24 protein-coding genes and 1 tRNA gene are annotated in these 23,793 nt (G+C 67.6%); 15 read left to right on the plus strand and 10 right to left on the minus strand.

All coding sequences use genetic code 11. The features are described 5' to 3' along the window. Positions 1-104: 104 nt before the first annotated feature. The 3 genes from QM711_RS09660 (at position 105) to menC (ending at position 3,519) form a co-directional block, all read left to right on the plus strand. Positions 105-1,421, plus strand: a complete 1,317-nt coding sequence (locus QM711_RS09660; protein WP_415098725.1) for a glycosyltransferase — start codon at positions 105-107, stop codon at positions 1,419-1,421. Positions 1,422-1,597: 176 nt separating this feature from the next. Continuing rightward, a complete protein-coding gene (locus QM711_RS09665) occupies positions 1,598-2,404 on the plus strand; it encodes a GNAT family N-acetyltransferase (RefSeq protein ID WP_415098727.1) in 807 nt (268 codons plus the stop codon). A 5-nt stretch (positions 2,405-2,409) separates the two neighbouring features. After that, positions 2,410-3,519, plus strand: a complete 1,110-nt coding sequence (gene menC / locus QM711_RS09670; RefSeq protein WP_415098729.1) for an o-succinylbenzoate synthase — start codon at positions 2,410-2,412, stop codon at positions 3,517-3,519. A gap of 341 nt (positions 3,520-3,860) precedes the next feature. Here the strand turns inward: menC and mshC are convergent, their stop codons facing one another. After that, positions 3,861-5,087, minus strand: coding sequence for a cysteine--1-D-myo-inosityl 2-amino-2-deoxy-alpha-D-glucopyranoside ligase (mshC, locus tag QM711_RS09675; protein WP_415098731.1), 1,227 nt, complete (start codon positions 5,085-5,087; stop codon positions 3,861-3,863). Between the two features lie 209 nt (positions 5,088-5,296). Between mshC and QM711_RS09680 the strand changes: the two genes are divergently transcribed. Then, positions 5,297-6,130 carry an undecaprenyl-diphosphate phosphatase gene (locus QM711_RS09680; RefSeq protein WP_415099956.1) on the plus strand — a complete coding sequence of 278 codons (834 nt, stop codon included), beginning with the start codon at positions 5,297-5,299 and terminating at the stop codon, positions 6,128-6,130. Between the two features lie 98 nt (positions 6,131-6,228). Here the strand turns inward: QM711_RS09680 and QM711_RS09685 are convergent, their stop codons facing one another. The 4 genes from QM711_RS09685 to QM711_RS09700 all read right to left on the minus strand — a co-directional run bounded on the left by QM711_RS09685 (position 6,229) and on the right by QM711_RS09700 (position 11,325). Continuing rightward, entirely contained in the window at positions 6,229-7,194 is a 966-nt protein-coding gene (locus tag QM711_RS09685) for an aldo/keto reductase (RefSeq protein ID WP_415098733.1), read from the minus strand. A gap of 68 nt (positions 7,195-7,262) precedes the next feature. Beyond that, a complete protein-coding gene (locus tag QM711_RS09690) occupies positions 7,263-8,579 on the minus strand; it encodes a M20/M25/M40 family metallo-hydrolase (RefSeq protein WP_415098735.1) in 1,317 nt (438 codons plus the stop codon). 145 nt (positions 8,580-8,724) lie between these two features. Continuing rightward, complete coding sequence (locus QM711_RS09695) at positions 8,725-10,071, minus strand: DUF3100 domain-containing protein (RefSeq protein ID WP_415098737.1); 1,347 nt, start codon at positions 10,069-10,071, stop codon at positions 8,725-8,727. A 24-nt stretch (positions 10,072-10,095) separates the two neighbouring features. Further along, positions 10,096-11,325 (minus strand): amidohydrolase, encoded by a 1,230-nt coding sequence (locus QM711_RS09700; RefSeq protein ID WP_415098739.1) that lies wholly within the window; start codon positions 11,323-11,325, stop codon positions 10,096-10,098. Between the two features lie 391 nt (positions 11,326-11,716). Between QM711_RS09700 and QM711_RS09705 the strand changes: the two genes are divergently transcribed. Next, positions 11,717-11,802: transfer RNA gene (locus QM711_RS09705), tRNA-Leu, on the plus strand. Between the two features lie 143 nt (positions 11,803-11,945). Here the strand turns inward: QM711_RS09705 and QM711_RS09710 are convergent. Together QM711_RS09710 and QM711_RS09715 are read right to left on the minus strand one after the other, a co-directional pair. Then, positions 11,946-12,212, minus strand: a complete 267-nt coding sequence (locus QM711_RS09710) for a Txe/YoeB family addiction module toxin (protein WP_415098741.1) — start codon at positions 12,210-12,212, stop codon at positions 11,946-11,948. Continuing rightward, positions 12,209-12,460, minus strand: coding sequence for a type II toxin-antitoxin system Phd/YefM family antitoxin (locus tag QM711_RS09715; RefSeq protein ID WP_415098743.1), 252 nt, complete (start codon positions 12,458-12,460; stop codon positions 12,209-12,211). The genes QM711_RS09710 and QM711_RS09715 overlap by 4 nt, the downstream gene beginning before the upstream one ends. 413 nt (positions 12,461-12,873) lie before the next feature. Here QM711_RS09715 and QM711_RS09720 point away from each other — a divergent pair, with 413 nt between their 5' ends. Then, positions 12,874-13,254 (plus strand): hypothetical protein, encoded by a 381-nt coding sequence (locus QM711_RS09720; RefSeq protein ID WP_415098745.1) that lies wholly within the window; start codon positions 12,874-12,876, stop codon positions 13,252-13,254. 410 nt (positions 13,255-13,664) lie between these two features. Further along, positions 13,665-14,270: a hypothetical protein gene (locus QM711_RS09725; RefSeq protein WP_415098747.1), complete on the plus strand. Its 606-nt coding sequence runs from the start codon at positions 13,665-13,667 to the stop codon at positions 14,268-14,270. Positions 14,271-14,758: 488 nt separating this feature from the next. Here QM711_RS09725 and QM711_RS09730 read toward each other — a convergent pair whose 3' ends face one another. Together QM711_RS09730 and QM711_RS09735 are read right to left on the minus strand one after the other, a co-directional pair. Continuing rightward, the gene (locus tag QM711_RS09730; protein WP_415099958.1) at positions 14,759-15,922 is read right to left on the minus strand and encodes a helix-turn-helix domain-containing protein; all 1,164 of its coding nucleotides are present in this window, start codon (positions 15,920-15,922) and stop codon (positions 14,759-14,761) included. Between the two features lie 323 nt (positions 15,923-16,245). Continuing rightward, positions 16,246-17,769 (minus strand): gamma-glutamyltransferase, encoded by a 1,524-nt coding sequence (locus tag QM711_RS09735; RefSeq protein ID WP_415098749.1) that lies wholly within the window; start codon positions 17,767-17,769, stop codon positions 16,246-16,248. A gap of 133 nt (positions 17,770-17,902) precedes the next feature. On the opposite strand from QM711_RS09735, the gene QM711_RS09740 reads away from it, so the two are divergent. From QM711_RS09740 to QM711_RS09750, 3 genes are all read left to right on the plus strand, one after another. After that, on the plus strand, positions 17,903-18,130 hold the full coding sequence (locus QM711_RS09740) for a ribbon-helix-helix domain-containing protein (RefSeq protein WP_415098751.1): 228 nt from the start codon (positions 17,903-17,905) through the stop codon (positions 18,128-18,130). Beyond that, entirely contained in the window at positions 18,130-18,477 is a 348-nt protein-coding gene (locus QM711_RS09745; RefSeq protein ID WP_415098753.1) for a type II toxin-antitoxin system PemK/MazF family toxin, read from the plus strand. Before QM711_RS09740 ends, QM711_RS09745 begins: the two co-directional genes overlap by 1 nt. Positions 18,478-18,792: 315 nt before the next feature. Continuing rightward, positions 18,793-19,182, plus strand: coding sequence for a hypothetical protein (locus QM711_RS09750; protein ID WP_415098755.1), 390 nt, complete (start codon positions 18,793-18,795; stop codon positions 19,180-19,182). Here QM711_RS09750 and QM711_RS09755 read toward each other — a convergent pair. Next, a complete protein-coding gene (locus QM711_RS09755) occupies positions 19,173-19,499 on the minus strand; it encodes a hypothetical protein (RefSeq protein ID WP_415098757.1) in 327 nt (108 codons plus the stop codon). The two genes, QM711_RS09750 and QM711_RS09755, sit on opposite strands and share 10 nt — an antisense overlap. A gap of 306 nt (positions 19,500-19,805) precedes the next feature. On the opposite strand from QM711_RS09755, the gene QM711_RS09760 reads away from it, so the two are divergent. The 5 genes from QM711_RS09760 to QM711_RS09780 all read left to right on the plus strand — a co-directional run bounded on the left by QM711_RS09760 (position 19,806) and on the right by QM711_RS09780 (position 23,682). Beyond that, positions 19,806-20,228: a hypothetical protein gene (locus QM711_RS09760; RefSeq protein WP_415098759.1), complete on the plus strand. Its 423-nt coding sequence runs from the start codon at positions 19,806-19,808 to the stop codon at positions 20,226-20,228. Beyond that, positions 20,182-20,589 carry a DUF5615 family PIN-like protein gene (locus QM711_RS09765; RefSeq protein ID WP_415098761.1) on the plus strand — a complete coding sequence of 136 codons (408 nt, stop codon included), beginning with the start codon at positions 20,182-20,184 and terminating at the stop codon, positions 20,587-20,589. The genes QM711_RS09760 and QM711_RS09765 overlap by 47 nt, the downstream gene beginning before the upstream one ends. Before the next feature lie 50 nt (positions 20,590-20,639). Next, positions 20,640-21,326, plus strand: coding sequence for a type 1 glutamine amidotransferase domain-containing protein (locus QM711_RS09770; RefSeq protein WP_415098763.1), 687 nt, complete (start codon positions 20,640-20,642; stop codon positions 21,324-21,326). A gap of 28 nt (positions 21,327-21,354) precedes the next feature. Continuing rightward, entirely contained in the window at positions 21,355-22,281 is a 927-nt protein-coding gene (locus QM711_RS09775) for an NAD-dependent epimerase/dehydratase family protein (protein WP_415098765.1), read from the plus strand. Between the two features lie 234 nt (positions 22,282-22,515). Then, entirely contained in the window at positions 22,516-23,682 is a 1,167-nt protein-coding gene (locus QM711_RS09780; protein WP_415098767.1) for a lactonase family protein, read from the plus strand. The last annotated feature ends 111 nt before the right edge of the window (positions 23,683-23,793 follow it).

A 23,793-nucleotide genomic window follows, 5' to 3' on the forward strand; every position in this document is an offset into this window, starting at 1 on the left:
CCCCGCTTTCTGCGCCAACTCAGTATCAAGCCGGCACCAAGCCGAGTCTTGCAGAGTCGGAGCCAGCACCACCACGACCTCCTACCCAAGGAAAGAAGACCCACATGTCTCGCATCCTCGTCGGCTGCCTACCCGCGGCCGGCCACCTCCGTCCCGCGCTCCCGATCGTCACCGACCTGGTGGCCCAGGGACACGACGTTCTCTTCTACACCGGCGCCGCCTATCGCGCCCAGGTCGAGCGGACCGGCGCCACCTACGCACCGATCGTGCACGGCATCGACGCCGACGAAAGCGCCGACATGGCCGAGATATTCCCTGAGCGGGCGAAGCTGAAGCCCGGCCTGGCCACCCTGGTCTGGGACATGGAGAACATCTTCGTCGGCGGAATTCCCGCCTACGTCCAGGACCTGGAAGCACTGGTCGAGGAATTCCGGCCGGACGTGCTGGTCGGCGACTTCGGTTCGCTGGCGCTGACCGTGCTGGCCGAGCGGGACTCGCTGCCACTGGCGATGTTCGGCATCACCGCTCTGACCACGTCGAGCATCGACACCGCACCGTTCGGCTTCGGGCTGGCCCCGTCGTCCTCGGCGCTGGGACGGCTCCGCAACCGCGCCCTCAACGCGTTGATGCGCGACCAGGTGATGGGCAAGGCGCAGCGGGCGTTCAACCGGATCCGGGCGAGTTACGGTCTCGAGCCGGTCAGCCACTCCTTCCTGGACCATCCGGCCCACGCGTCCGACGTCTACCTGCAGTCGACGGTGGCCGGATTCGAGTACCCGCGCTCGGACCTGCCCGCGTCGGTGCGGTTCGTCGGTGCCGCCAAGCTGCGCGGTGTGGACGACTGGACGCCGCCGTCCTGGTGGGCGGATCTGACGCCGGACCGGCGCGTGGTCCTAGTTACCCAGGGCACCGTCGCCACCGATCCGGACGAGGTGATCCGGCCGGCGGTCAAGGCCTTGGCCGGCGAGGACGTGCTGGTGATCGCGGCGACCGGCATCGACCCCGAGGTCGCCCTGCCCGTCGCCGACCGGCCCGCCAACGTCCGGGCGGAGGCGTTCATCCCGTTCGACCGGCTGCTGCCCCTGGTGGACCTGATGATCACCAACGGTGGCTACGGCGGTGTCAGCCAGGCCCTGGCCGCCGGGGTGCCGCTGGTCGTCGCCGGCAAGTCCGAGGACAAGGTCGAGGTCAGCGCACGGGTCGCCTGGAGTGGCGCCGGGATCAACCTGAAGACCCAGCGACCGACGCCGGAGGCGATCCTGCGGGCGACCGATCGGGTGCTGTCCGACGGCTCCTACCGCCGGGCCGCGACGCGGCTGGCTGCCGAGTTCGCCACCCACGACAGCGCCGCCGAGCAGGTCGAAGCCATCCTCGAACTGGTCGCCAACCCGGCTCCGGCCGCCTCGGTGGGAGCTCGCTGAGCTGACTGCCGCTGTCCGCCCGGGAGTCAGGGACGTGCTGATCGCGGGTTGAGCTTGTCGCGTTTCGCTGGTCGAGCTTGTCGTGACCCAGTGGTGCGCTCCCGGCAAGGGGTCTCGACAGGCTCGACCCGCGATGAGCGGCGCTTCCCTGGCCGCGCTGCGGCATGCTGTCGGGCATGGAGTCGCAGCGACAGCCCGGGGTCGAGATCGGCGAGCTGACCAGTCATCGTGACCGGACCGCCGCAGCCGAACTGCTGGCCGAGATCTGGGGCGTGCCGCCGGCGGAGACACCGGTACCCGCCGACCTGCTGACCGCCCTCAGTCACGCCGGCGGCTGCGTGCTCGGCGCCTGGACCCCCGAAGGCACGCTGGCCGGGGTGACGATCGGCTTCGCCGGCGCGCCGGGCTCGGAGCGGGTCTACTCCTACATCGCCGGAGTAGTGCCCGCGTTCGCCGGTCGGGGCCTGGGGCGGCTGCTGAAGCTGGCGCAACGCGACTGGGCGCTGGCCCGCGGCGCCACCGTGCTGGTGTGGACCTACGACCCGCTGATCCGCCGGAACGGTCACTTCAACCTCAACCGGCTCGGCGGCCGGGTCACCGAGTTCGTCCGGGACTACTACCCGCCGATGCTGGACGCGGTGAACGCCGGCGACCTGCCGGACCGGTTCGTCGTCGAGTGGACGCTGACCGAAGAGCCCGGTGGACGCGCGCTGTCGGCCGGCTCCGCGTCCGCACCGGCGGTGCTGGAGCGCGGCGAGGGCGACGAGCCGGTGATCCGGCGTCCGGAGCGGGGCGGGTGGGCCGCCGAGGCCGTCCGGGTCTGGGTGCCGTCCGACATCGAGCGATTGCGGGCCGCCGACCCGGCGCTCGGACGCCGCTGGCGGATGGCCGCGCGCGAGGTGTTCGGCGAGCTGTTCGCCGACGGGTTCCGGCCGGTCGGGATGGCCGCCGACGGGTGCTACGTGCTGGTGAAGGAGTCCTGAACCGAATGTCCGCCACTGTGACCCTGCGCCGGCTGGCGATGCCGCTGGTCCGTCCGTTCCGCACCAGCAAAGGCGAGGAGACGGTCCGGGACGTCCTGGTGGCGTCCTGGACCGAGGACGGCGTCACCGGCTGGGCGGAATCTGCCGCCGACGCCGAGCCGATCTATTTCCCCGAGTACATCGACGGCGTCCGGGGCGCCATCGAGCAGGTGCTGCTGCCGCTGGTGGCGGGGGTTTCGGGAGTGTTGACCACCGGCGCACTGCGCCGGTCGTTCGCCGGCGTCCCCGGCAATCAGCTGGCGCGGGGGCTGCTCGAGACCGCCGTCCTCGATGCCGAGCTGCGCCGGCACCAGATGCCGTTCGTGGACTTCCTCTGCTCGGTGCGCCGTCCGATCCGGGTCGGGGTGTCGGTCGGAATCCCCGGCGACCTGGACACCCTGCTGGCCTGGGTGGCCGGCTATCTCGAGGACGGTTACCGGCGGGTGAAGCTGAAGATCGCCCCGGGCTGGGATCTGGCGCCGGTGCGGGCGGTGCGCGAGGCGTTCGGCGACGATCTGCCGCTGCAGGTGGACGCGAACCAGGCCTACACCCCGGCCGACATCCCCTTGCTGAGCAGGCTGGATGAGTTCGGACTGGTGCTGATCGAGCAGCCGTTCGCCCGGCACGAACTGCTCGGCCACGCGAAGCTGGCCGCCCGGCACGGCACGCCGGTCTGCCTGGACGAGTCGGTGCTGTCGCTGGACGACGCGATGACCGCGATCAGGCTGGGTGCCGCCGACGTGATCAACATCAAGCCGAGCCGGGTCGGCGGCTATGTCACCGCGCGGCAGATCCACGACGTGTGCCTGGCCAACGGCGTCCCGGTGTTCTGCGGCGGCACCCTGGAGACCGCCGTCGGCCGCGCCGCCAACCTGGCCCTGGCCACGCTGCCCGGCTTCACCCTCCCCGGCGACATCTCCGCGACGTCCCGCTACTACGCCGCCGACATCGGCCCGTCCTTCGAACTGGACGCCGACGGCTGCCTGACCCCGCCGTCCGGCCCCGGATTCGGCGTCGAAGTAGACCTGGACGCCGTCGACGAGTTCACCGTGGAGTCCACCACCCTGTCCCTCTGACACCCGGGGACGGTTCTTTTCGTTCGAATCTCGCACGTCCGGGGACGGTTCTTTACGTGCGGAAGTCGCACCTCCGGGGACGGTACCTTGGCGAGCTTCCGGAGTCAGCGGTCCCGCGAAGACTCACGCCGGAGAACCGTCCCCCGATGTTCGAAACTCGCACGGTCGAAGAACCGTCCCTATCCCACGGTTCTCGAACGAGAAGAACCGTCCCCCCTCGCGCGGTTTTCGAACGTAAAGAACCGTCCCCGGACGTGCGACTTTCGCACGTAAAGAACCGTCCCCGGACGTGCGAGATTCGAACGAAAAGAACCGTCCCGGGCGGGTCGATCCCTGGCGGGTCAGAGCCGGACGCCGAGGAGGGCGTCGACCGCTTGCACCACGGTTGCGCCCGCGTCCGGGTCGGCCCCTGGCTGCTCCGCCCAGGCGTCCATCGCGGCCAGCGCGGCGGGCGCGTCCAGATCGGTGCGGAGCGCGGCACGCAGGGCGTCGATCAGCGAGTCCGCGGACGGCGCGGCCGACCGGGCCACGGCGTCCCGCCAGCGTGCCAGGCGCTGCTGCGCCTCCCGCAGCGAATCCGCCGTCCATTCCCAGTCGTCGCGATAGTGCTGCGCGAGCAGCGCGAGCCGGATCGCCGTCGGGTCAGCACCCGAGGACCGCAGCCTGCTGACCAGGACCAGATTGCCCTTCGACTTGCTCATCTTCTCGCCGTGCAGACCGACCATTCCGGAATGCACATAAGTCTTCGCGAACGGCTGCCGGGTCGCCACCGCGCCCTCGGCCGCGCACATCTCGTGGTGCGGGAAGATAAGGTCCGATCCGCCACCTTGGACGTCGAACGCGGCGCCCAGGTGCTGCAGCGCGATGGCGGTGCATTCGATGTGCCAGCCGGGACGTCCCCGGCCCAGCCGCGACTCCCAGGACGGCTCGCCCGGACGCTCCAGCCGCCACACCAGGCAGTCCAGCGGATGCTTCTTGCCGGGACGCTCCGGGTCGCCGCCGCGCTCGGCGAACACCGCGGACGCCTCGTCGTCGCTCAGCTTGGACAGCCGTCCGAAACCGGGGGCGCGATGCACCTCGAAGTACCAATCCGGGTATTCAGCGTCGTCGACCTGGTAGATCGCCCCGGTCAGTTTCAGGGATTCGATCAGGTCGACCACGGACGGGATCGCCTCAACCGCGCCGACGTAGTGCTGCGGTGGCACCACCCGCAGTGCCGTCATATCCTCGCGGAACAGGGTGATCTGACCCTCGGCCAGCTCCTCCCAGTCGACACCGGTCGCCTCGGCGCGCTCCAGCAGCGGGTCGTCCACGTCGGTGACGTTCTGGGTGTAGACCACCCGGTGGCCGCAGTCCAGCAGCACCCGATACATCAGGTCGTAGGCCACATAGGTGTTGGCGTGTCCGAGGTGGGTCGCGTCGTAGGGGGTGATGCCGCAGACGTAGAGCCGCGCCTCGTTGTTGTCCGGCTCGATCTCGACCAACTCGTCCAGCGCGGTGTCGTGGACGCGTAGGCGGCCGCCGCGGCCGTCCAGGGTGGGGACGTCTGGCGCGGTCCAGGCTCTCACCGATTCCTCCTCGTTGGCGCGACCTCACTGGCCGGACGCCAGGGTATCGGTGTGCTCCGCTCCTCAACCGCCAAGCCCATCGGCGCATTCCAGCGCGATCGGGACGGGCCCCCCGGCGGGTTGCGGTCCACCGGGCAACGCCCCAGGGGAACCGGACGGAGCGGCGGCTAAGCTGACCCGCGGCAATCTCGCCTGGAGGGGAATCAATGATCAGCTGGTGGCAATCGATCGTGCTCGGAATCGTCGAGGGCATCACCGAGTTCCTGCCCATCTCCTCGACCGGCCACCTGACGGTCACCGAGAAGCTGATGGGCCTGCCTATCGACGACGCCAGCGTGACCGCGTACACCGCGGTGATCCAGGTCGGCGCGATGATCGCCTCGATCGTCTACTTCTGGTCCGACATCGTGCGCTTCGCCGGCGCCTGGTTCACCGGGCTGCGGGACGCCACCAAGCGCGGCCCCGACTACCGGATGGGCTGGGCGATCATCGCCGGCTTCATCCCGACCGCGGTGATCGCGCTGATCGCCGAGCCGCTGATCACCGGGCCACTGCGCAGCATGTGGGCCGTCGTGGTCGGCCTGGTCGGCTGGTCAATTGTGATGTTCATCGGTGACCGGGTCGGCAAGCAGACCCGCGGCGAGGACTCGATCACCATCCGCGACGGCATCATCCTCGGCACGTTGCAGTCGCTGGCCCTGGTGCCCGGGGTGTCCCGTTCTGGCGCCACCATCACTGGTGGCCTGTTGCTCGGCCTGGACCGGGTGGCAGCCACCCGGATGAGCTTCTTCCTCGGCATTCCGACGCTGGTGGCGTCCGGGCTGTACCAGGCGGTCAAGGAGGCCAAGCACATCTCGGACGGCGTCGGCTGGGCGTCCACCCTGCTCGGCACGGCGGTTTCCGGCTTGGTCGCCTACGCCTCCATCGCCTGGCTGCTGCGCTACGTCTCGAAGAACAACTTCACCGGTTTCATCATCTACCGGGTGCTGCTGGCCGCCGTGATCGTGGTGCTGCTGGTGACCAACACGATCAGCGCCACCTGAGCCGTCCGGATCGCTCGAACGACCCACCAGGGCCCTGCCTAACTAGTTCTGCCCTCCCGCATGTGGGAGGGCAGAACTAGTTAGGGAGGGCCTTGGGGCTAGGGAGTACGGCCGGCGTTCGGACCGCCGCTGACGTCGTCCAGGGCTGCGGTGATCTCGGCCGGCAGCTCCAGCTCCTCGGTCTCGAGCAGGTGCTCCAGCTGTTCGACGGTGCGAGGGCCGATCAGCGGTGCGGAGACGCCGGGGGCGTCCCTGGTCCACAGCAGCGCCACCTGCGCGCAGGACAGGTCGAGGCCGTCCGCGGCCGTGGCCACCGCCTCGACCACCGAACGGGAGCGTGCCTCCAAGTAGGGCTCGACGAACCAGGCGAAGTGGGCCTGACCGCCACGGGAGTCGCGCGGTACTCCCGTCCGGTACCGGCCGGCGAGGACGCCCCGGCCCAGCGGCGACCAGGCCAGCAGTCCCACCCCGAAGGCCCGAACGGCGGGGATCACTTCCACCTCGGCGCGACGCGCCAGCAGCGAGTACTCCACCTGGGTGCCGACGATCGGGGCACGTCCGGGGAACGCGGCTTGCCAGGTCGCCGCCTGCGCGGTCTGCCACCCGACGAAGTTCGACACCCCCGCGTAGCGGGCCATGCCCATCGACACGGCATGATCGATCGCCGCCAGCGACTCCTCCAGCGGAGCACTCCCCCAGGCGTGCAACTGCCACAGGTCGACGTGGTCGGTGTGCAGCCGGCGCAGCGAGCCGGCCAGGTCCGCCAGCAGCGCCGTCCGGGAGGTGTCCACCACCCGGTGTCCGTCCCGGACGCCGAAGCCGCCCTTGGTGGCGATCACCAGGTCCTCGCGGGCCAGGTCGGTGTGGATCGCCCGGCCGATGATCCGCTCGGCGTCCCCGTTGCCGTAGGCGGCGGCAGTGTCCACCAGGGTGCCGCCGGCTTCGGCGAACCGGTTGAGCAGGGCACGTGCCTGGCTGGGCGGGATGTCGCGTCCCCAGGTCAGGGTGCCGAGACCCAGTCGCGACACCTGCAGGCCGCTCTCCCCCACGGCACGACGATCCATGACGGTCACCCTAGGGCCTGCCCGCTGACGGACCGGGGTTGCCCGCGAGCTGCCGTGCGGGGTGAGGGTTAGGCTTGGTCGAGGAAACGGTCGAGTACCCGCGCACCGAACTCCAGCGACGCCGTCGGCACGCGCTCATCGACGCCGTGGAACATGGCGACGAAGTCGAGCTCCGGGGGAAGTTGCAGCGGCGCGAAGCCGAAACAACGCACCCCCAGCTTCGACCACGCCTTCGCGTCCGTCCCGCCGCTCATCAGGTACGGCACCGCGCGGCCCTGCGGATCCTCGGCCTCAATGCACGACCGCATCGCGTCGACGAGTGCCCCGGAGAACTCGGTCTCGACCGCGTCGTGATGGCTGGCAACCTCATAGCGCACCTTGTCACCGAGCAGCTCGGCGATGGTGGCGAAGAACTCGTCGGCATGCCGGGGGATGAACCGTCCGTCGATGCCGGCGACGGCCTGGCCGGGGATGACGTTCACCTTGTAGCCGGCTTTCAGCATCGTCGGGTTGGCGGTGTTGGCCATGGTCGCCCCGACCATCCGCGCCACGGTGCCGAGCCTGGCCAGGGACTCCTCCACCGAGTCGGCGTTGATCTCGATGCCAAGGGCGTCCTCGACGGCGTCCAGGAACGCCTGCTGGGCGGGATGGATCCGGTGCGGCCACTCGTGCGTCCCGATCCGGGCAACGGCCGCCGCCAGCGCGGTGACCGCGTTGTCGGCGTTGCGCATCGAGCCGTGCCCGGCGGTGCCGTCCGCGATCAGGTTCAGCCAGGCCAGCCCCTTCTCGGCGGTCTGGATCAGGTAGAGCCGCAGGTCGTCGCGGACGGTGAGCGAGAAGCCGCCCACCTCGCCGATCGCCTCGGGGCAGTCGGCGATCAGGTCGGGATGGTTCTCCACCAGCCAGTGCGCGCCCAGCCCGCTGCCGGCCTCTTCGTCCGCGGTGAAGGCGAACCGGATCGGACGCCGCGGCGCACGTCCGGTCCGGACCCGGTCGCGCACCACCGACAGCACCATGGCGTCGAAGTCCTTCATGTCGACCGCACCGCGTCCCCAGACACAGCCGTCGGTCACCTCGCCGGCGAACGGGTCGACCCGCCAATCGGACGCCTGCGCAGGCACCACGTCGGTGTGCCCGTGGATCAGCAGCGGTGGCAGCGAGGCGTCGCAACCCTCCGGCTCCCAGTGCGCGACCAGGCTGGTCCGGCTCGCTTCCGGTTCGTACAGCTGCGAGTCGATGCCGACCTCGGCCAGCTTCTCGGCGATGTACTCGGCCGCTCCGCGCTCGCCCTTGGAGCCGTCCGGCCCGAAGTTGGAGGTGTCGATCCGGATCAGCTCACTGCACAGCTGGACGACTTCGGCTTCGGGGGCGCTCTGCACGGTCATGGGATCATCCTGCCGCAACCCCACGGCTTCGTGCCCTTGGGTCGCGGGACGCGACGGCGTCCGGCATGCAGAACCACCGGCTCGACGCACGAAAGCCGGCCCGGCACCCCTTGCAGGGTGCCGGGCCGGCTCTCGCGGTGGAAGCTCAGCGACCCCAGGCGCCGAGGGCGAACTCGGCGACGACTGCGGAGAGGATGAACGACGATGCGATCGCGACGATCCCGGTCGGGATGATCTTCCAGCCGATGCTCTTCAGCAACGGAAGGTCCTTGCCGATGCCGAGACCGGCGATGGTGAGCATCGCGGTGATGATGGACAGGAAGTTCACGCTCTCGGCGGTGTGCGACAGCCACTTGCCGATCGGCGAGATGGGCGAGGTCGCCAGTGCGCCGAGGGTCATCCCCGAGACGATCGCGGGGATCCGGTGCTTGGTGATCTTGCTGAGCCAGATGCTGAGCGCGACCAGTCCCGACAGCATGGCGAAAGTCAGGACCATGTCGAACGAGAAACTCTTCTTGGCGATCATCGCGACCAGCAATCCCGCCATGCTGAAGATCAGCAGCGAGGTGCCCAGCGGCACCGACGTCCGGGTCTCCAGCAGGCTGGCCGTCGCGGCCTCCATCTCGGCTGCGTTGCCCGCCTTCTCCTCCGGCTGCTTCCAGCGCTTGGACAGCGCCTTGTACATCTTGTCCGCGACCGGCAATGCCACCCACACGCCCACGTACAGACCGAGCACGTTGGTGATCAGGTTCGATGCCGCCGAGAGCGCCAGGACCTGCTGCTGCATCTCGGGGTGCCCGGCGATGATGACGGAGGCTGCGGCCGCCATCATCGAACCGGAGCCGACGCCGGCGCCCATCGCCAGGGCGAGCGGGTCGAAGATTCCGAGCGAGGTGGCCAGGGACGCGATCAGGCTAACGATGATGGCGCCGAACACGGTGCCGAACACGTACATAGACAGCACCCCGCGATACTGCGGCGAGTCGGAGCCGTAGCGTTCGCTGACCATGGCGAAGGAACCCTCACGGTCGATCGAGAAGGTGGCGCCGACGGTTGCCGGCCCCATTCGCAGCAGGACGGCGAGCGGCAGCGCGAGCAGCAGCGTGCCGAACAGGTGGCCGACTTCCTGCAGCAGCAGTGCCGGGCCGGCCTGCAGCAGCAGCGGGATGCTGGGACCGATCTCCAGGGACAGCCGGGCGCCCAGGAAGAGCACTGCCACGCCCATGATCGAGGTGGCGGCGTCCTGCAAGTCGCGGCCGAGCGGACGCCAGCGCTGGCCGGAAATGCCGCCGGCGAGAATCAGGCCCCAGATCATCGGCAACAGGGTGACCGAGGCGATTCCGAGCGGAATGACCGCCGGGCCGATGGCCTGGGCGATACAGGCGATGACGATGGTCAGGCCGACGATGATCCACAGCCGCGGGTTGCGGAGGGTCATCACGGCCTTCTTGGCGGTCGTCGGCGCGTCGCCGACGAGAGGTTCACTGGACATGGCGGGACTCCCGGATGGTTGGGTTCAGGCTTCGAGGGTGATCTGGGTGGATCCGGCGGGACGCTCGGCGCGGCGTTGCTTCAGGTCGGCGCGAACCTCCGGGTCGAGGGCGGCGTCCAGCGTCGTCCAAGCGAGCAGCACGGCACCGTCGAGGGCGGCGTCGTCGGCCGCCGGCGTGGCCGCGGACGCGGTGAAGTTCGGGTTGTGCGCCGGGCCGGTCTCGCCGAGGAAGGCGATCAGCGGATGGATCGCCGGGACGACCTGGGACACGTTGCCCATATCGGTCGATCCACCGCTGAGCGCGCCCGGGAGTTCCACGATCGTCCGCCCGCGAGCGAGAACGTTTTTGTCCCAGAACGCAGCCAGGGCCGGATCGGAGTTGACCGGTGCGTAGGGGTATTCGGTCGGAGCCCAGTCCCAGGTGCAACCGGTCGCGATCGCGGCGCCCTCGAAACAGGCCAACACGCGCTTCTTCAGCGCCCGCCAGATATCGAGGTCGAAGGCGCGCAGTTCGACCTGCACGATGACCTTGTCGGGAATCACATTCGTAGCCTCGCCACCGTGCGAAATGAAGGCGTTCATATTTGTTGCCTTGGGCACGGTCTGGCGCAGCAGACCGATCGCGGTGAGCGCCAGGGTGGCCGCGGCCGCGGCGTTGATCCCCTGCTCAGGCATCGCCGCCGCGTGCGCGGTAAGACCGTGAAAAACCACTTCGAACCGGTCGACGGCCGTGGACGGCATCGCCGCGGCACCGATGTCGACGCCCGTCATGCCGTGCACCATCATCGAGAAGTCGACGTCCTCCCAGGCGCCCGCCTTGAGCATGGCGACCTTGCCGCCGCCGTGCTCTTCAGCTGGCGTGCCCAGCAGCTTCACCCGTAGTCCGGCCTCATTTGCAAGCGGCGCCAAGGCGAGTGCCGCACCCACCCCGGCAGTAGCGATCACATTGTGACCGCAGCCGTGACCGATCCCCGGCAGCGCGTCGTACTCCGCGCAGATCGCCACCGTCAGATCACCATCGCCGATCACCGCTTCCACCGCCGTCTCGACCCCGTAGGCACCCAACTCGGTGGTGAACCCGGCGGCGCTCATGGTGTCGGCGACCAAGGCGGACGCCGCGTACTCCTTCCACGAAAGTTCGGGATTTGCATGGATCGCTCGGCTCAACTCCAGCAACTGCTCGCGGCGGGACGCCACCTCCTCAGCTACCCGCTGCTTCAGCAACTCGCTCTTGGTGCTAACTGCACTGCTCACCGGCCGTCCTTCCGTGGGGCCACAAAATGGGTCTGGCAGATTATGTACCCCTGATTGCTACGCTGGTGTTACGTGCGGAGGACAACTTCCCGAGACGTTCACGGAGCGCTCCGCTCACACTAAGTCGTCGCGATGCGCGCATTCTCGGGCAGTTTTGGCTCAGATATCCGGGCCTACCCCTCAACCGATTGAGTTGACGGCGGGGTGTCGAACGGCGCCGGACGGCCACGGCGGACCACGGGGAGTGGTCAGCTCCGGCCCCGATGTGGCAAGTCGATGTCTGGACGTGCCCAGCAGTGCGGTTCGAGACCCGGCGAGCCGCCGAGTTGAGGAGGTGCAGCCTGCCCCGATATGCTGACGTGGTTGCCCGGTGCACCCGGGTAAGCACCCTGTCCGGGTGGCGGAATAGGTAGACGCGCTAGCTTGAGGTGCTAGTGCCCGTTATAGGGCGTGGAGGTTCAAGTCCTCTCTCGGACACAATTTCTCAGGTCGCTCTGACCAGGCAAATATCTTCTGACTAGGTGTTTCACCTCCACCCCTGCTGGACAGGTATGGACAGGTCTGCCCGTTTTGGGCTCTCAGTTCTGTCCAGACACTTCCACTCGGGACCTCGCGGCCGACTACTCGTAGTGCGTCCACATCCGCAGGACGTGCACCACGTGTTCTTCGTCCAGGACTTCGTAGAGCAGGCGATGCTGAATGTTGATCCGTCGGGAGTAGCACCCCGCGAGGTCGCCGACCAGCTTCTCGTAGCGGGGCGGGTTCGCGAACGGATCCGCGGCGATGACCTCGAGCAACTCCTCGGCCTTGCGCCTCAGCCCGGACGCCGCCAGCTTCTTGGCGTCCTTCTCAGCCAGCCTCGAGTACACCAGTCGCCAGGAAGTCACCATTCGACGGTGTCCGAGCCCGCCTCGATCCCCTCGGCGCGGGCCTGTCGCACCGACTCGGTGAAGCCGGGCAAGCCGGCCAGGAACAGGCTCTCCTGAATCGCGCGCCAGTCGTCCTCACCGATCAACACAGCGTTGCCGCGCTGGCCGGTGATGGTCAATGGCTCCGAATCCTGGTTGACCTGATCGATCAGCCGGTACAGATTCGCCCTCGCTGATGTTGCACTCACAGCCGTCACGATGAACACCTCCGCAAGCAGCGTACGTGATTCCGTACGTGCAGCCAAGCGGAGTCTTGCGGGATCCGAATCCTCGTCGCCAGTCGCGTGTGGGATCACGCGCCGCACGTGGTCTTGGCCCAGCCCGAGTTGCCTCGGATCACCACCAGATTCTGCGGCGTCGACACACCTTTGACCATAAGCGAGCGACCCCGCCTCGCAGCAACGGCCCCAGAAGCAGCCGCGCCTTCCTTCCCAGATCATCCGGCGGTCGCAGAGACCACTGGCTATGACTCAAGGAGACGTTTGAGCGCCGCGCCCGTGGAGGCGTCAGAGACGCCAAGCACGTGATCAGTACATGCCTCGCACGCGTCGGTACTGTCATCGACGTGGGCAGAGAATCAAGCGACGAGGTGTACGTCCTGAACCTATGTGATCGCGCCATGGACGAAGCCGGTTCCCGTCAACACCGATTCAAATGGCTGCTCGGCGACCCTGGCAAATCGGGCCGACGTGTGCGGCTCCCGGTAGACGCCTACTGGGCATCAGCAAACCTCGTGGTCGAATACCGCGAAAGGCAACACGACCAGCCCGTACCCCACTTCGACAAGCCCGAACGACTCACCGTGAGCGGCGTTCATCGCGGAATCCAACGCGCACTCTATGACGCACGCCGCGACGAACTCATCCCCCGTCAAGGCATCCGGCTGGTCGTCATCACGCCCGCCCACCTGGACGCAACGCCCCGAGGGCGCCTCCGCCGCAACGAGGCCCACGATCTGCCCGCGATCCGTCGAATTCTCGGGTCCAGGCTTGGAAGATGAACGCCTCGCCGACGAACCGGACGTTTGAACTCGAGTAGCGAAGTCGTGAAGGGGATGGCCCGAGCGTGAGGACGCTGGGGCGGCGCCCTGCTCAGGTGACTGCCGCCGCAGTCATTCTGCGAGTTGGCGGATCCTGCGACCAAGCTCCTCAACCGCGGTCACCTCACCCCAGCCGCTCGCATCGCCTCCCCAGGGCCATCAGCTTTGCCTTCGGGGTCAACCCACCCCGCCCGAGTTGATGGATGTCCTTTTTACGGGACGAGACCCGGACAGCTTGTTGGCGCCACACGGTGGTCGCGGGCTCCGACAGGGGCCGTGGATACGCTTGCCGCGTGTGCCCGTTGATCAGGGTTCCGTTCGGATCCGCCCTCTGGCGAGCGCGGCATGCCCTCCGTTGGAGGTGGCTAGCGTTGCGAGGCCTGACCGGAGAGTTCGACGAGCCTGAAGACAGCGATCGATGTCGGGCACTGACGGCCGCCTGGGCGCGCAACTGGCCGGACGCCGACCCGGTCGGCCATCGACTAAGGGTCGCCTATGCCGATCGTTGGGTCCGGTTCCACAACCTGCCGGAGTCGAAACGCTATGCCGAATCCCCCGAGGAACACGCCGAGATCATCCATCGGCAGCGCACCGTCCTGACAGAACTGTTGGACGGCGTCGCGCTCGAGCACTTGGTCGTGCTCGCAAAAGATTGGGGTCCACAGGATCTGGCTACCGGCCGGTCACGTCGGTACGTCCGGGGCGCGTGGCCGTGGCGTCGCGTCGACGACGACGATCCCGAACTCGGCTCCGCGTACCTGTGGGCGCGCACAGAGCTGGACGGTCCCCACTTGGACGCACTGCTCCTTGCGATCGCCGACGACCAGGCCGTCGCGATTCTGGCCGGACCGGACCTAGGTTGGCTGTTCTGCCCCTACGACGGTGGCGTGGACATCATCCTTCCGGGCTCTGAGGCCCGTGACGCACTCCGCGACCGACACACGGAATGGCTCTCGGCCCAACCATCCGGACTCTGATCCACACAATCGCTCCACAAGACCGGCACCTGAGCGAGAACTGGCTCAAGTGTCTCGCCGATACTGACCGAACTCCGAGCCGACTCGCGAACCAAACCACCTGGCTGCGGCAGATGAGGTCGTGCGCTCGGGAACCGGAGCCGGAGGCCACCCTCGCACACTCTGCGCGGCAGTTGAGGATGTTGTCAGTCGGCCGGATGGTCAGTGATCCGTGGGCGGCGGCTCCGATCACGACTCACCTTCACGCGTTGGGTTGGAGGGACCAATCATGCTGGAGTCCTGGGTCTTATGGTCAGTGCATGGAGGCGATTCCGCTGACCGCACTCCTTCCGGCAGACCTAGACCCGTCAGCGTTCAAGGTCCATTTCGCCGTGTGGAATGGGATCACTCAGCCTATGGATGCCCTCGCCACCAGTCGGGAACAGTGGCAGGCCTGGCAAATGTGGCGCGGCGCGAAGGACGACTTTAACCGTGACTTCATCTTCTCGCTAGCCCAGGACAAGAACGACCTGACCCTGTGGCTCTTCGGCGGGATCTGGAAAGTTCTGGCACGCCGACCCGAACCTAAAGCCGACTCGTACACCGTCGAGCTCTGTGAGGATCTGATGGGGCCGTTCATTCGCCGGCTCATGATCCGCCACAAACTGGTGGGCAGGAACCGACGGCGATCGATGGAAACGGTCCTCCCCGCCATGAGCGTCTCCTCGATCCTCGAGGAACCCTTCGCCGGTGACCCTTTTCCGGGGCATGACCGGATCAACCACAGCCTGGCTGACCTGCAGGCGGTTGTTGCTCAGGGGCGCGCCGATTGGCGAATCGCACTCGAGAGCATGAAAGGCGTCTACGTCATCCACGACAGGGAGACCGGACAGCGCTACGTCGGGTCCGCCTACGGAGATACCGGCATCTGGCATCGCTGGGCGACGTACGCGACCACACTCCATGGCGGCAACGTCGGCCTGCGCGAACTCGTTGCGTCGTTCCACGACACCCTTGGACTCGGGATCCCGGGGCGGTAACAGGACCAGCCGGGTCGCCAGAGTGCCCATGAACGCCGGCACCCCCTCCGAGCGGTGCCGGCCTCGGCCAATGCCCCGCTCGTTGTCCCAGATCAGGCGGCGTGGAACGCGGCCGAGTTGCTGCAGCAATAGCCACATGCCCAGCAGCAGATCCTCGGTGGTCTTGGTCGGGATCATCCGACCCAACACGAACCGGGAATACGCCAACGTGATCACCAGCACCGGCAACAGGCTGCTCGTGCCGTTCTCCAGCGGGATCCGCTTCGGCGGGAACCACAGGTCGCACTGAGCGGCATCGCCGGCCTCCCACACGATCCGGTCGGCCGGATCCCGCGGCTGGTAATCCGGACGGATCCTGGCCACGTTGTCACGCAACCACGACGACGACCCCGTCCAGCCCACCCGCTCCGCGATCACCGTCGCCGGCATGTCCGCAGTGTCGGTCAACAAGCCACGCACCCGCGTCTCGACCGCCGCGAACGATGTCACAGCCAGCGTCCGCTCGTACTTCGGTGGCCCCTCCGACTTCACCGCCTTGATCACCGTCGTCCGCGAGATGCCCAGCCGGCGCGCGATCGCCGCGTGCGGCACTCCCTCCGCGGCCAGCCTCCTAATCAGTGCCCAGTCCTCCATGGTGATCACCCTTCGATCGTGTCGGGGTGTTCACTTTTCACCGGCGAAACTGTTCAGTTTTCAAGCGGCGTCGACACTGCGTGGTGTACTCCCAGCGCCGGCCGGTGCGATCGAGTTCGGCCTGAGTGTGGACACACCACTTCACTCCAAACTCCGCACTGAGAGCGTCCGAGGGCCAGGATCATGGGGTCGTAACGCAAATGGGCTTGAGTCAGCGTCACGGTCGGTCGGCGGAAAAGTCGCATCAGCTCAGCGGCGCTCTTGACCCTCTCGAAGAACGACACATGGCCACTATTCCACGGTGTCCGGTCACGACAGCTAGCTCACGCGACGCCCACGTGCGCTTCTCGGCGGGTGTCGCCGGCCGCCTGCAGGGTGCCGTCCTCATGGCGTAGCGCGGCGCCTACGCCACCGAAGTACATGTGCGGCTCGCCGTACTCGTGGCCGGACAGCCCGAGTTCGGTGATGGCCGCGGCGATTCCCGCGTCGGGTTCATGCTCCACCACTAGGCCGTCGTCGGTGTGCCGCACGTGCAGCCGGGGGTTGGCGATGGCTTCGGCAAGTTCTTTGCCGTGCAGGCAGCTCTGGCCCAGCACGAGCATCAGGGCGGTGGTGATTCGGTCCGCACCGGGTGATCCGATGGCCATCACCTGACCATCGTCACTGCGTCCCACGGTGGGGGCCATATTGGACGCCAGCCGGGTCCCCGGTGGTGTCGCATGGAGCCCGAGCCGGTTGAGTTCCACCTCGCCCAGTGCGTTGTTCAGCAGCACCCCGGTGCCGGGAATGCACAGCCCGGCGCAGTATCCGCTGCTCATGGTCACGGCGCAGGCGTTGCCGTCGGCGTCCACCGCGGAGATGTGCGCCGTGGACGACGACCCCCGCAGCGCGGAAAGTCCGTATCTTCCCACCGAATCGAGCAGGCGTAGACCGTCCGCCTCGAGGTCGTGCGACAGGTCGTGGGTGGTGAGCCGATACGACAACACCGCCCGCTGAATTTCGATGGCGTCGCGCCAGTTCCAGTTGCCGATCCGAGCCAGCTCACCCAACATCACAGCCAGCATCGGGCCGCCCACCGCCGGCGGCGGGTTCATGCCGATCCGCCAGCGGCCCACCTTCGAGACGTGCGCCGGCCGGCTCACCGGACGGTAGCCGGCCAGGTCGGACGCGGTGATCAGCCCGTCCCGGTCGGCCATTTCCGAGGCCAGCGCCTGCCCCACCGCCCCGGTGGTGAACAACTCCGGACCCTCAACGGCAAGCTGATCGAGCACCGCGGCCAGGTGCGGATTGCTGGTCGACTCTCCCGGACCGAGCAGGCTGCCATCAGCCCTGGTAACCAGCGCATGAGCCTCAGCATCGGTGGCGAACAGGCTGTCCGCGGTGAAGGCAAGGTAGCGGGCCGCCGCCGCCCCGATCGGGTACCGACGGGCGGCGCCGGCCGCGGGTCCGACCAGATCCGCCCAGGGCAACCGGCCGAAGCGGGTTTGCGCAACACCGAACGCGGGCACGATGCCAGGGGTGGCGACCGAGCCGTGGCCGGCGTACATGGTCACCCCACCGCCGTAGGAGGTGACCACCCGGCGCAAGCCGTGACCGCGGCGTCCCGGATCACCCTCCCGACCAGGCATTTCGACATTGCCGTCGATCATCACCGGAGCACCACCGGCCGGCCAGACCGCGATGTAGCAACCACCACCCAGGCTGACCATGCCCGGTTCGGTGGCCATCGCCACCATCGCGGCGGCGAGCGCGGCGTCGACGGCGTTGCCGCCACTCCGGCCGATCGACAGGCCGGCCTCGAGGGCCTGAGCGCCCGTGGCGGAGACAGCGATGGTGGGCCTGGTCACAGCGCTATCTTGACGCAATCGCACGGCGATCACTCGATCAGCAGTCACCGTCGCACCACATCAGAGCGGCAACCCGCCACTTCAGCAGGTTCCTCCTTACCGCTAGTAGCTACACGAGTACTACCCTGGTGGCATGACCCAGGTGAAGTTGAGCGTCAGCTTGTCCCCGAGCGAGGTCGAGGCGCTCGACAAGTACGCACGCGCTACCGGCCTGAAGTCCAGGTCGGCCGCGATCCAGCAGGCGATCAAATTGCTCGGGGATCCCGAGTTGGAGGACGCCTACGCCGAGGCGTGGCAGGAATGGGAGTCGTCCGGCGACGCCCGGGCGTGGGCAGCCAGCCTCGCGGACGGGCTCAGCTGATGCTCCGAGGCGAGATACGCCTGACCGACCTGGAGCCGGCGCGGGCCAGCGAGGCCGACAAGCGGCGGCCCGCGGTCATCGTGAGCAACGACCGGGCCAACACCGCTGCGGCCAGACTGGGCAGAGGTGTAGTCACGGTGGTGCCGATCACCAGCAACACCACTCGGGTCTTTCCGTTCCAGGTCCTGCTCCCCGCCGACGAGACCGGCATCCGAACGGACTCAAAGGCGCAGGCCGAGCAGGTCCGCGCCGTGTCGGTGGAACGCATCGGACCGGTGATCGGCCGACTGCCTGCGCGGCTGATCAGTTCGCTTGATGACGCACTCCGACTGCACCTGCAACTCTGACCCGCGCAATCAGCGGCAGCAGCGGACGTTCGGATGACGGAGAGTGAGAGCGCATCGCTGGCGGCTCGGTCAAAGGACTATGACGGGCACCACGGCTGAATGGGGATGCGGGTGCTATCCGAGTAGATGTCCCATTCGATGTTTCCGCATCAAATAGCAGCGAATGCCGCCGAGTGATTCTCGATTCCTTCAGCCTGAGGCCATGACGGCGCCCCAATCAAGGCAGGAGAAGGAGCCGCGCCGATCAGTGGGTAGCCCAATCAAGACATGCGGAGGCGAACGCCACCCGCTTCGATGCCGGAGAAACTCGTTCAGATGGTGGCACGGCAGGGCTGCGGGCCACCCGACATCATCGAGCGCCTGCGACGAAACACCTGCCAGACTGTGGCGATGGCCGCCGTCCGAGGAGTCGTCACCCGCTGGTTGGACGACGCCTTTCCGGGCTGGGTCGAGTTCGCGCTGACCGACGTCGAGGGAATGGTTCACATCTTCCACGAGAAGGCCCCGGTGCTGACCCTTGAGTTGCTGCTCGCCTCGGACCCCTACCCACGAGAACTGTGGGTTGTCTGCGAGGTGCTCAGCCAGGGAGTCACCGAAGCACGTCTCCGCCTGTGGGACGGCATCGAGTCGGTTGATGGCCGCGACGAGCTCACTCTTCCGATCCAGTCGGTTCGCGATGACGACTGGACGGCTCGTCAGACCTGAACCTCGAGAGCACCGATGCTCACCACGAAGCAGTGGTCGTTCGGACAGATCCAGGCAGCGTCCGCGACCACGACCGTGGCTCGCATCGGATGACTGTCGGGGTGCCTGGGACAGACCGGCCAGTTCGTCGGCCTCCCCTCGCTCCACAACTGTTCCCACGCCCATTCCTGGACCTGCTCGGCAACCCAAGCGATCTGCTCGGCCGACGTCTCCTCAACCCGGACGCTCACGCCCATCGCGCTGCCGCCTGCACTCGCCAGCATGGCGGACGCGGTCGCGGGATCGCCGACCCAGTCGGTCTCGTCGATCCTCGGCACGGGACCACCGGTGCTTTGCAGGTCCCGCAGAACAGGGGGCCAGCGCCAACCAGACCACGTCCGTCATCGCGCCATGATGCCAGCGGCCCGAGTCTCAGCCGCAAGGGGAAACTGTCACCACGTACGGCGCGGCCCGGCCACACGGATTAGCCTTACGGCGTGACTGACGCCCTCGACAACGGTCCCTTCTTCCACGGCACTGCCGCCGAACTGCAGCCTGGGGACCTGGCGTGATGTGCTGATCTCCAAGAAGCCCGCCGAGCGAGGCGAGATCCTCAACTAAAAGGCCACGCTACGATGTAGTGCATGGTAGCGCCCACGAACATTAGGTTCACCGAACCGACCCAGGAGTCCTTGGCTCACTACGTCCGCCGGACCGGCCAGACGAAGTCCACCGTGATCAACACCGCAGTGAGCGAGTGGCTGCGCATGCAGGACCACCCAGGCGTCCGATTCGTCGTGATCGAGACCGGGGAGCGACGCGCGACCCTGGTCGACGGCCCGCAGGTGTGGACCGTAGCCGAATCCTGGCTGGCACATGACGCAACGCAACGCAACACTCAGCGCATTGCAGAGGCGGTCGGCATTCCGGCGTCCATGGTGGACGCCGCACTCAAATACTGGGCCGACTACCGCGACGAAATCGACGAGATACTCGAGCGCCAACGCGTCGCTCAAGACGATGCCCTCGCGGCGTGGGAGCGGCGCCGGGCGCTCACCAGTGCCTGACCGCGGAATCAGGCTGCTGCTCGACGAGCACTACCCCCGTTGGCTCGCCGCAGAGCTAGTCGCAGGCGGAATCGACACTCAGGCGGTAATCGAGCGCGATGACCTGCGGGGATCCACCGACACCGCCGTATTGCGTGCGGCCGCGACCGAGACGCGGGTTGTCGTAACCGAAGATGTCAGCACCTTTGCGATCGCCATGGCTGCTGTGCCCGAACACTCGGGTGTGATCTTTTGTCATCACGCCCGTTTCCCCCGAACTCGGCCGGGTCTGGTCCGGCTGGGACATTCACTGATCCGGCTCGCCCACGAACAGCCGGCCGGGCTCGGCAATCCTGGCTTCGTGTGGTGGCTGAGTCCATGACCCCCGACCGAACTCGCCCGCTTCCCACCACTGAACCAGGAGGCAGAATCATGCCCAAGCGCATTCTTTTGATCGTCACCAACGTCGATCATTACCAGACCGACCCAACGCATCCGACCGGGCTCTGGATGTCTGAACTGAGCCATGCCTACGACGTATTCGCCGAGCACGGATTTGAGCAGACCATCCTCAGTCCAGCGGGCGGAAAGGTGCCGCTCGAGCCGCGGTCGCTGAAGTTCCCCAGCTTCGACTCCTCGGCCAAGGCCTGGCACGACGACGCGTCCCGGATGGCGCTGCTCGATGACACCGTCAGCCCTGACGACATCGATTCAGCGGACTACGACGCGATCTACTTCACCGGCGGCCACGCGGTGATGTTCGACTTCCCCGCCAGCATCGGACTGCAGCGCCTCACCCGCGAGATCTTCGAACGCGGCGGCGTGGTCGGCGCGGTCTGTCACGGCTACTGCGGACTGCTCGACGTGACGCTGACGGACGGCAGCTATCTGGTCGCCGGACGCCGCCTCACCGGCTTCTCCTGGCATGAAGAAGTGCTGGCCGGCGTGGCCAAGCTCGTCCCGTACAACGTTGAGGAACGTATTCAGCAGCGCGGCGCACAGTATTCCAAGGCGCTGCTGCCGTTCGTGTCGAATGCGGTCGTCGACGGCATGCTGGTCACCGGTCAGAACCCCGGCTCAGCAAAGGAGACCGCGACGAAGGTCGCCGCCTTGCTCTGATCCGGACCCACTATTCGAAGGACGCCTCATGCAGACAGTGCTCGGAGCGAACGGTCAGATCGCCGAGGAACTCACCCGCGAGCTACACCGCACTTTCACCACCGACATCCGGCTGGTCAGCAGGCACCCTCGCCGAGTCAACGACACTGATGAACTGGTGCCGGCCGACCTGATGGACGCCGCCGCCACCGCCGCGGCCGTCGAAGGCAGCGAGATCGTCTACTTCACCGCCGGCCTGCCGATGGACTCCGGCCTGTGGGAGCGGCAATTCCCGACCATGATGGCAAACACCATCGCCGCTTGTCGCAGGCACACCAGCAAGCTGGTCTTCTTCGACAACACCTACATGTACCCACGGACGCCGGTGCCGCAGACCGAAGACACCGCGTTCGAGCCGACCGGCCGTAAGGCGACGGTACGCGCCGAGATCGCGACCATGCTGCTCACCGCGATGGACGCCGGCACGATTGATGCGGTGATCTGCCGAGCGCCGGAGTTCTACGGTCCCGGAAAGACCAAAAGCCTCACCAACTCGCTGGTCTTCGACCGGATCAGGCAGCGGCGCCGGCCACTGGTGCCGGTGAGTGCCCGCACCCTGCGGACACTGATCTGGACGCCGGACGCCAGCCGCGCGATGGCCCTGATCGGCAACACCTCGGACGCGTACGGCCAGACCTGGCACCTGCCGGTCGACCCGAATCGGCTGAGCTACGCCGGACTGATCGGGCTCGCCGGCGCGGTGATGAACCGAAAAGTCCGCTACACCACGGTGCCGCGCTGGGCGTTCACGGTCGGCAGCCTGATCAGCCCCTCGATCAAGGAAGCGGCCGAGCTGCTCCCCCGTTACGGCGAGGACAACATCTTCGAGGCGACGAAGTTCACCGCGCGATTCCCGGATTTCCCGGTGACGCCCTATTCAGAGGGGATCGCCCAGCTTCTCGCTGGCGCGAAGTGATGGCTGCGCGGGAATAGTGGCCCGGACTAATTGGTGTCGGTCGCCGTGGACGCGTTGGTCGACGCCCGCCTGCGCCACGAGCTTGGCGTCCGCTCGCTGCTCAACGTCCGGGAGCTTTAGCACGCGCTGATCGGACGTCAGATCTTCGTAAGGTCCGGTAAGCCCAGGGTCATGGAGAGCCGAGCGTCGGCCGCGTTGACTTCGATGCCAGGAACACCAACCACAGGAGGCATCGTGATCCGACGCATTTCCATCCTCGTCGCGGCAGCAACCGCCGCGCTCTCGTTGGCCACAGTGGCGCCGCCGGCGCAGGCCGCGCCCGCACCGGCGAACCAACCCGCCCCGACCGCGCAGGTCAATCGCCATGCCGGCGCGGTCTTCGTCCAGACCAATGACCTGAAGGCGAACAGCATCATCGCCTTCGATCGCGCGGGTGACGGGCAGCTTCGCCGCGCCGGCAGCTACCACACCGGCGGCAAGGGTGCGGTGGTGGCCGGTGCGGTGGTCGATCCGCTGGCGTCCCAGGGATCGCTCACCCTGGACCGGCGGCATCACCTGCTGTTCGCCGTCAACGGCGGCAGCGACACGGTCACCGTCTTCGGGGTCGACGGCAGCAGGCTGGTTCGCCGGCAGATCCTTTCCAGCCACGGCGACCTGCCGGTCTCGGTCAGCGTCGCCGGCAGTCTGGTGTACGTGCTGAACGCCCGCGGCGGCGGTTCGATCAGCGGTTATCGGGTCGCCGGACGCACGGTGGTGCCGATTCCGCACAGCACCCGGCAGCTGAAGCTCACCCCGAACGGGAACCCGGAGTTCCTGCAGTCGCCCGCGCAGGTGGCCGTGACCCGTGACCACCGAGCGGTCATCGTGTCGACCAAGACCCACGGCACGCTGCTGACCTACCCGCTGCTGCACGGCGTCCCCTCACCGAAGCCGGCTGTCACCAAGTCCGGGACGGTTCCGTTCGCGCTTTCCTTCGACCGCGCCGGACGGCTGCTGGTGGTCGACGCGACCGGGCTGGCGACGTCCTATCGGGTGCACAACAACGGCACCCTGACCCAGCTGTCCCAGGTCGGGCCGACCGGACAGCAGGCGGCCTGCTGGTCGGTGGTGATCCGCGGCACCCTGTACGCGGCGAACGCCGGTTCGAACAGCATCTCGTCGTTCCGCGTCCGGGCCGGCCGGCTCAGCGTGCTGGACGCGACGGCCGCGGCCACCGACGGCGGGCCGGTCGATCTCGCCGCCTCCCGGCACGGCCGCTACCTGTACCAGCTGAGCGGTGCCGACGGCACCGTGGACGCCTACCGGGTCGGCCGGGACGGGGCGCTGACCCGGATCGGCACCACCCACACCGGCCTCGGTGTCGCGAACGGCAAGCCGCTGGAGGGCATCGCGGCCAACTGATCGAGCTCGTGGGGGGCGAGCCGACGAACGCGGCGTCCGGGTCACTGACCCGGACGCCGCTGCCGCCTGTCCGGGCTGATCGCTGCTTGCGGCCTGGCGCTCACTGCGGAA

Source organism: Micropruina sp. (genome assembly GCF_047602385.1).
Lineage (GTDB): Bacteria > Actinomycetota > Actinomycetes > Propionibacteriales > Propionibacteriaceae > Micropruina.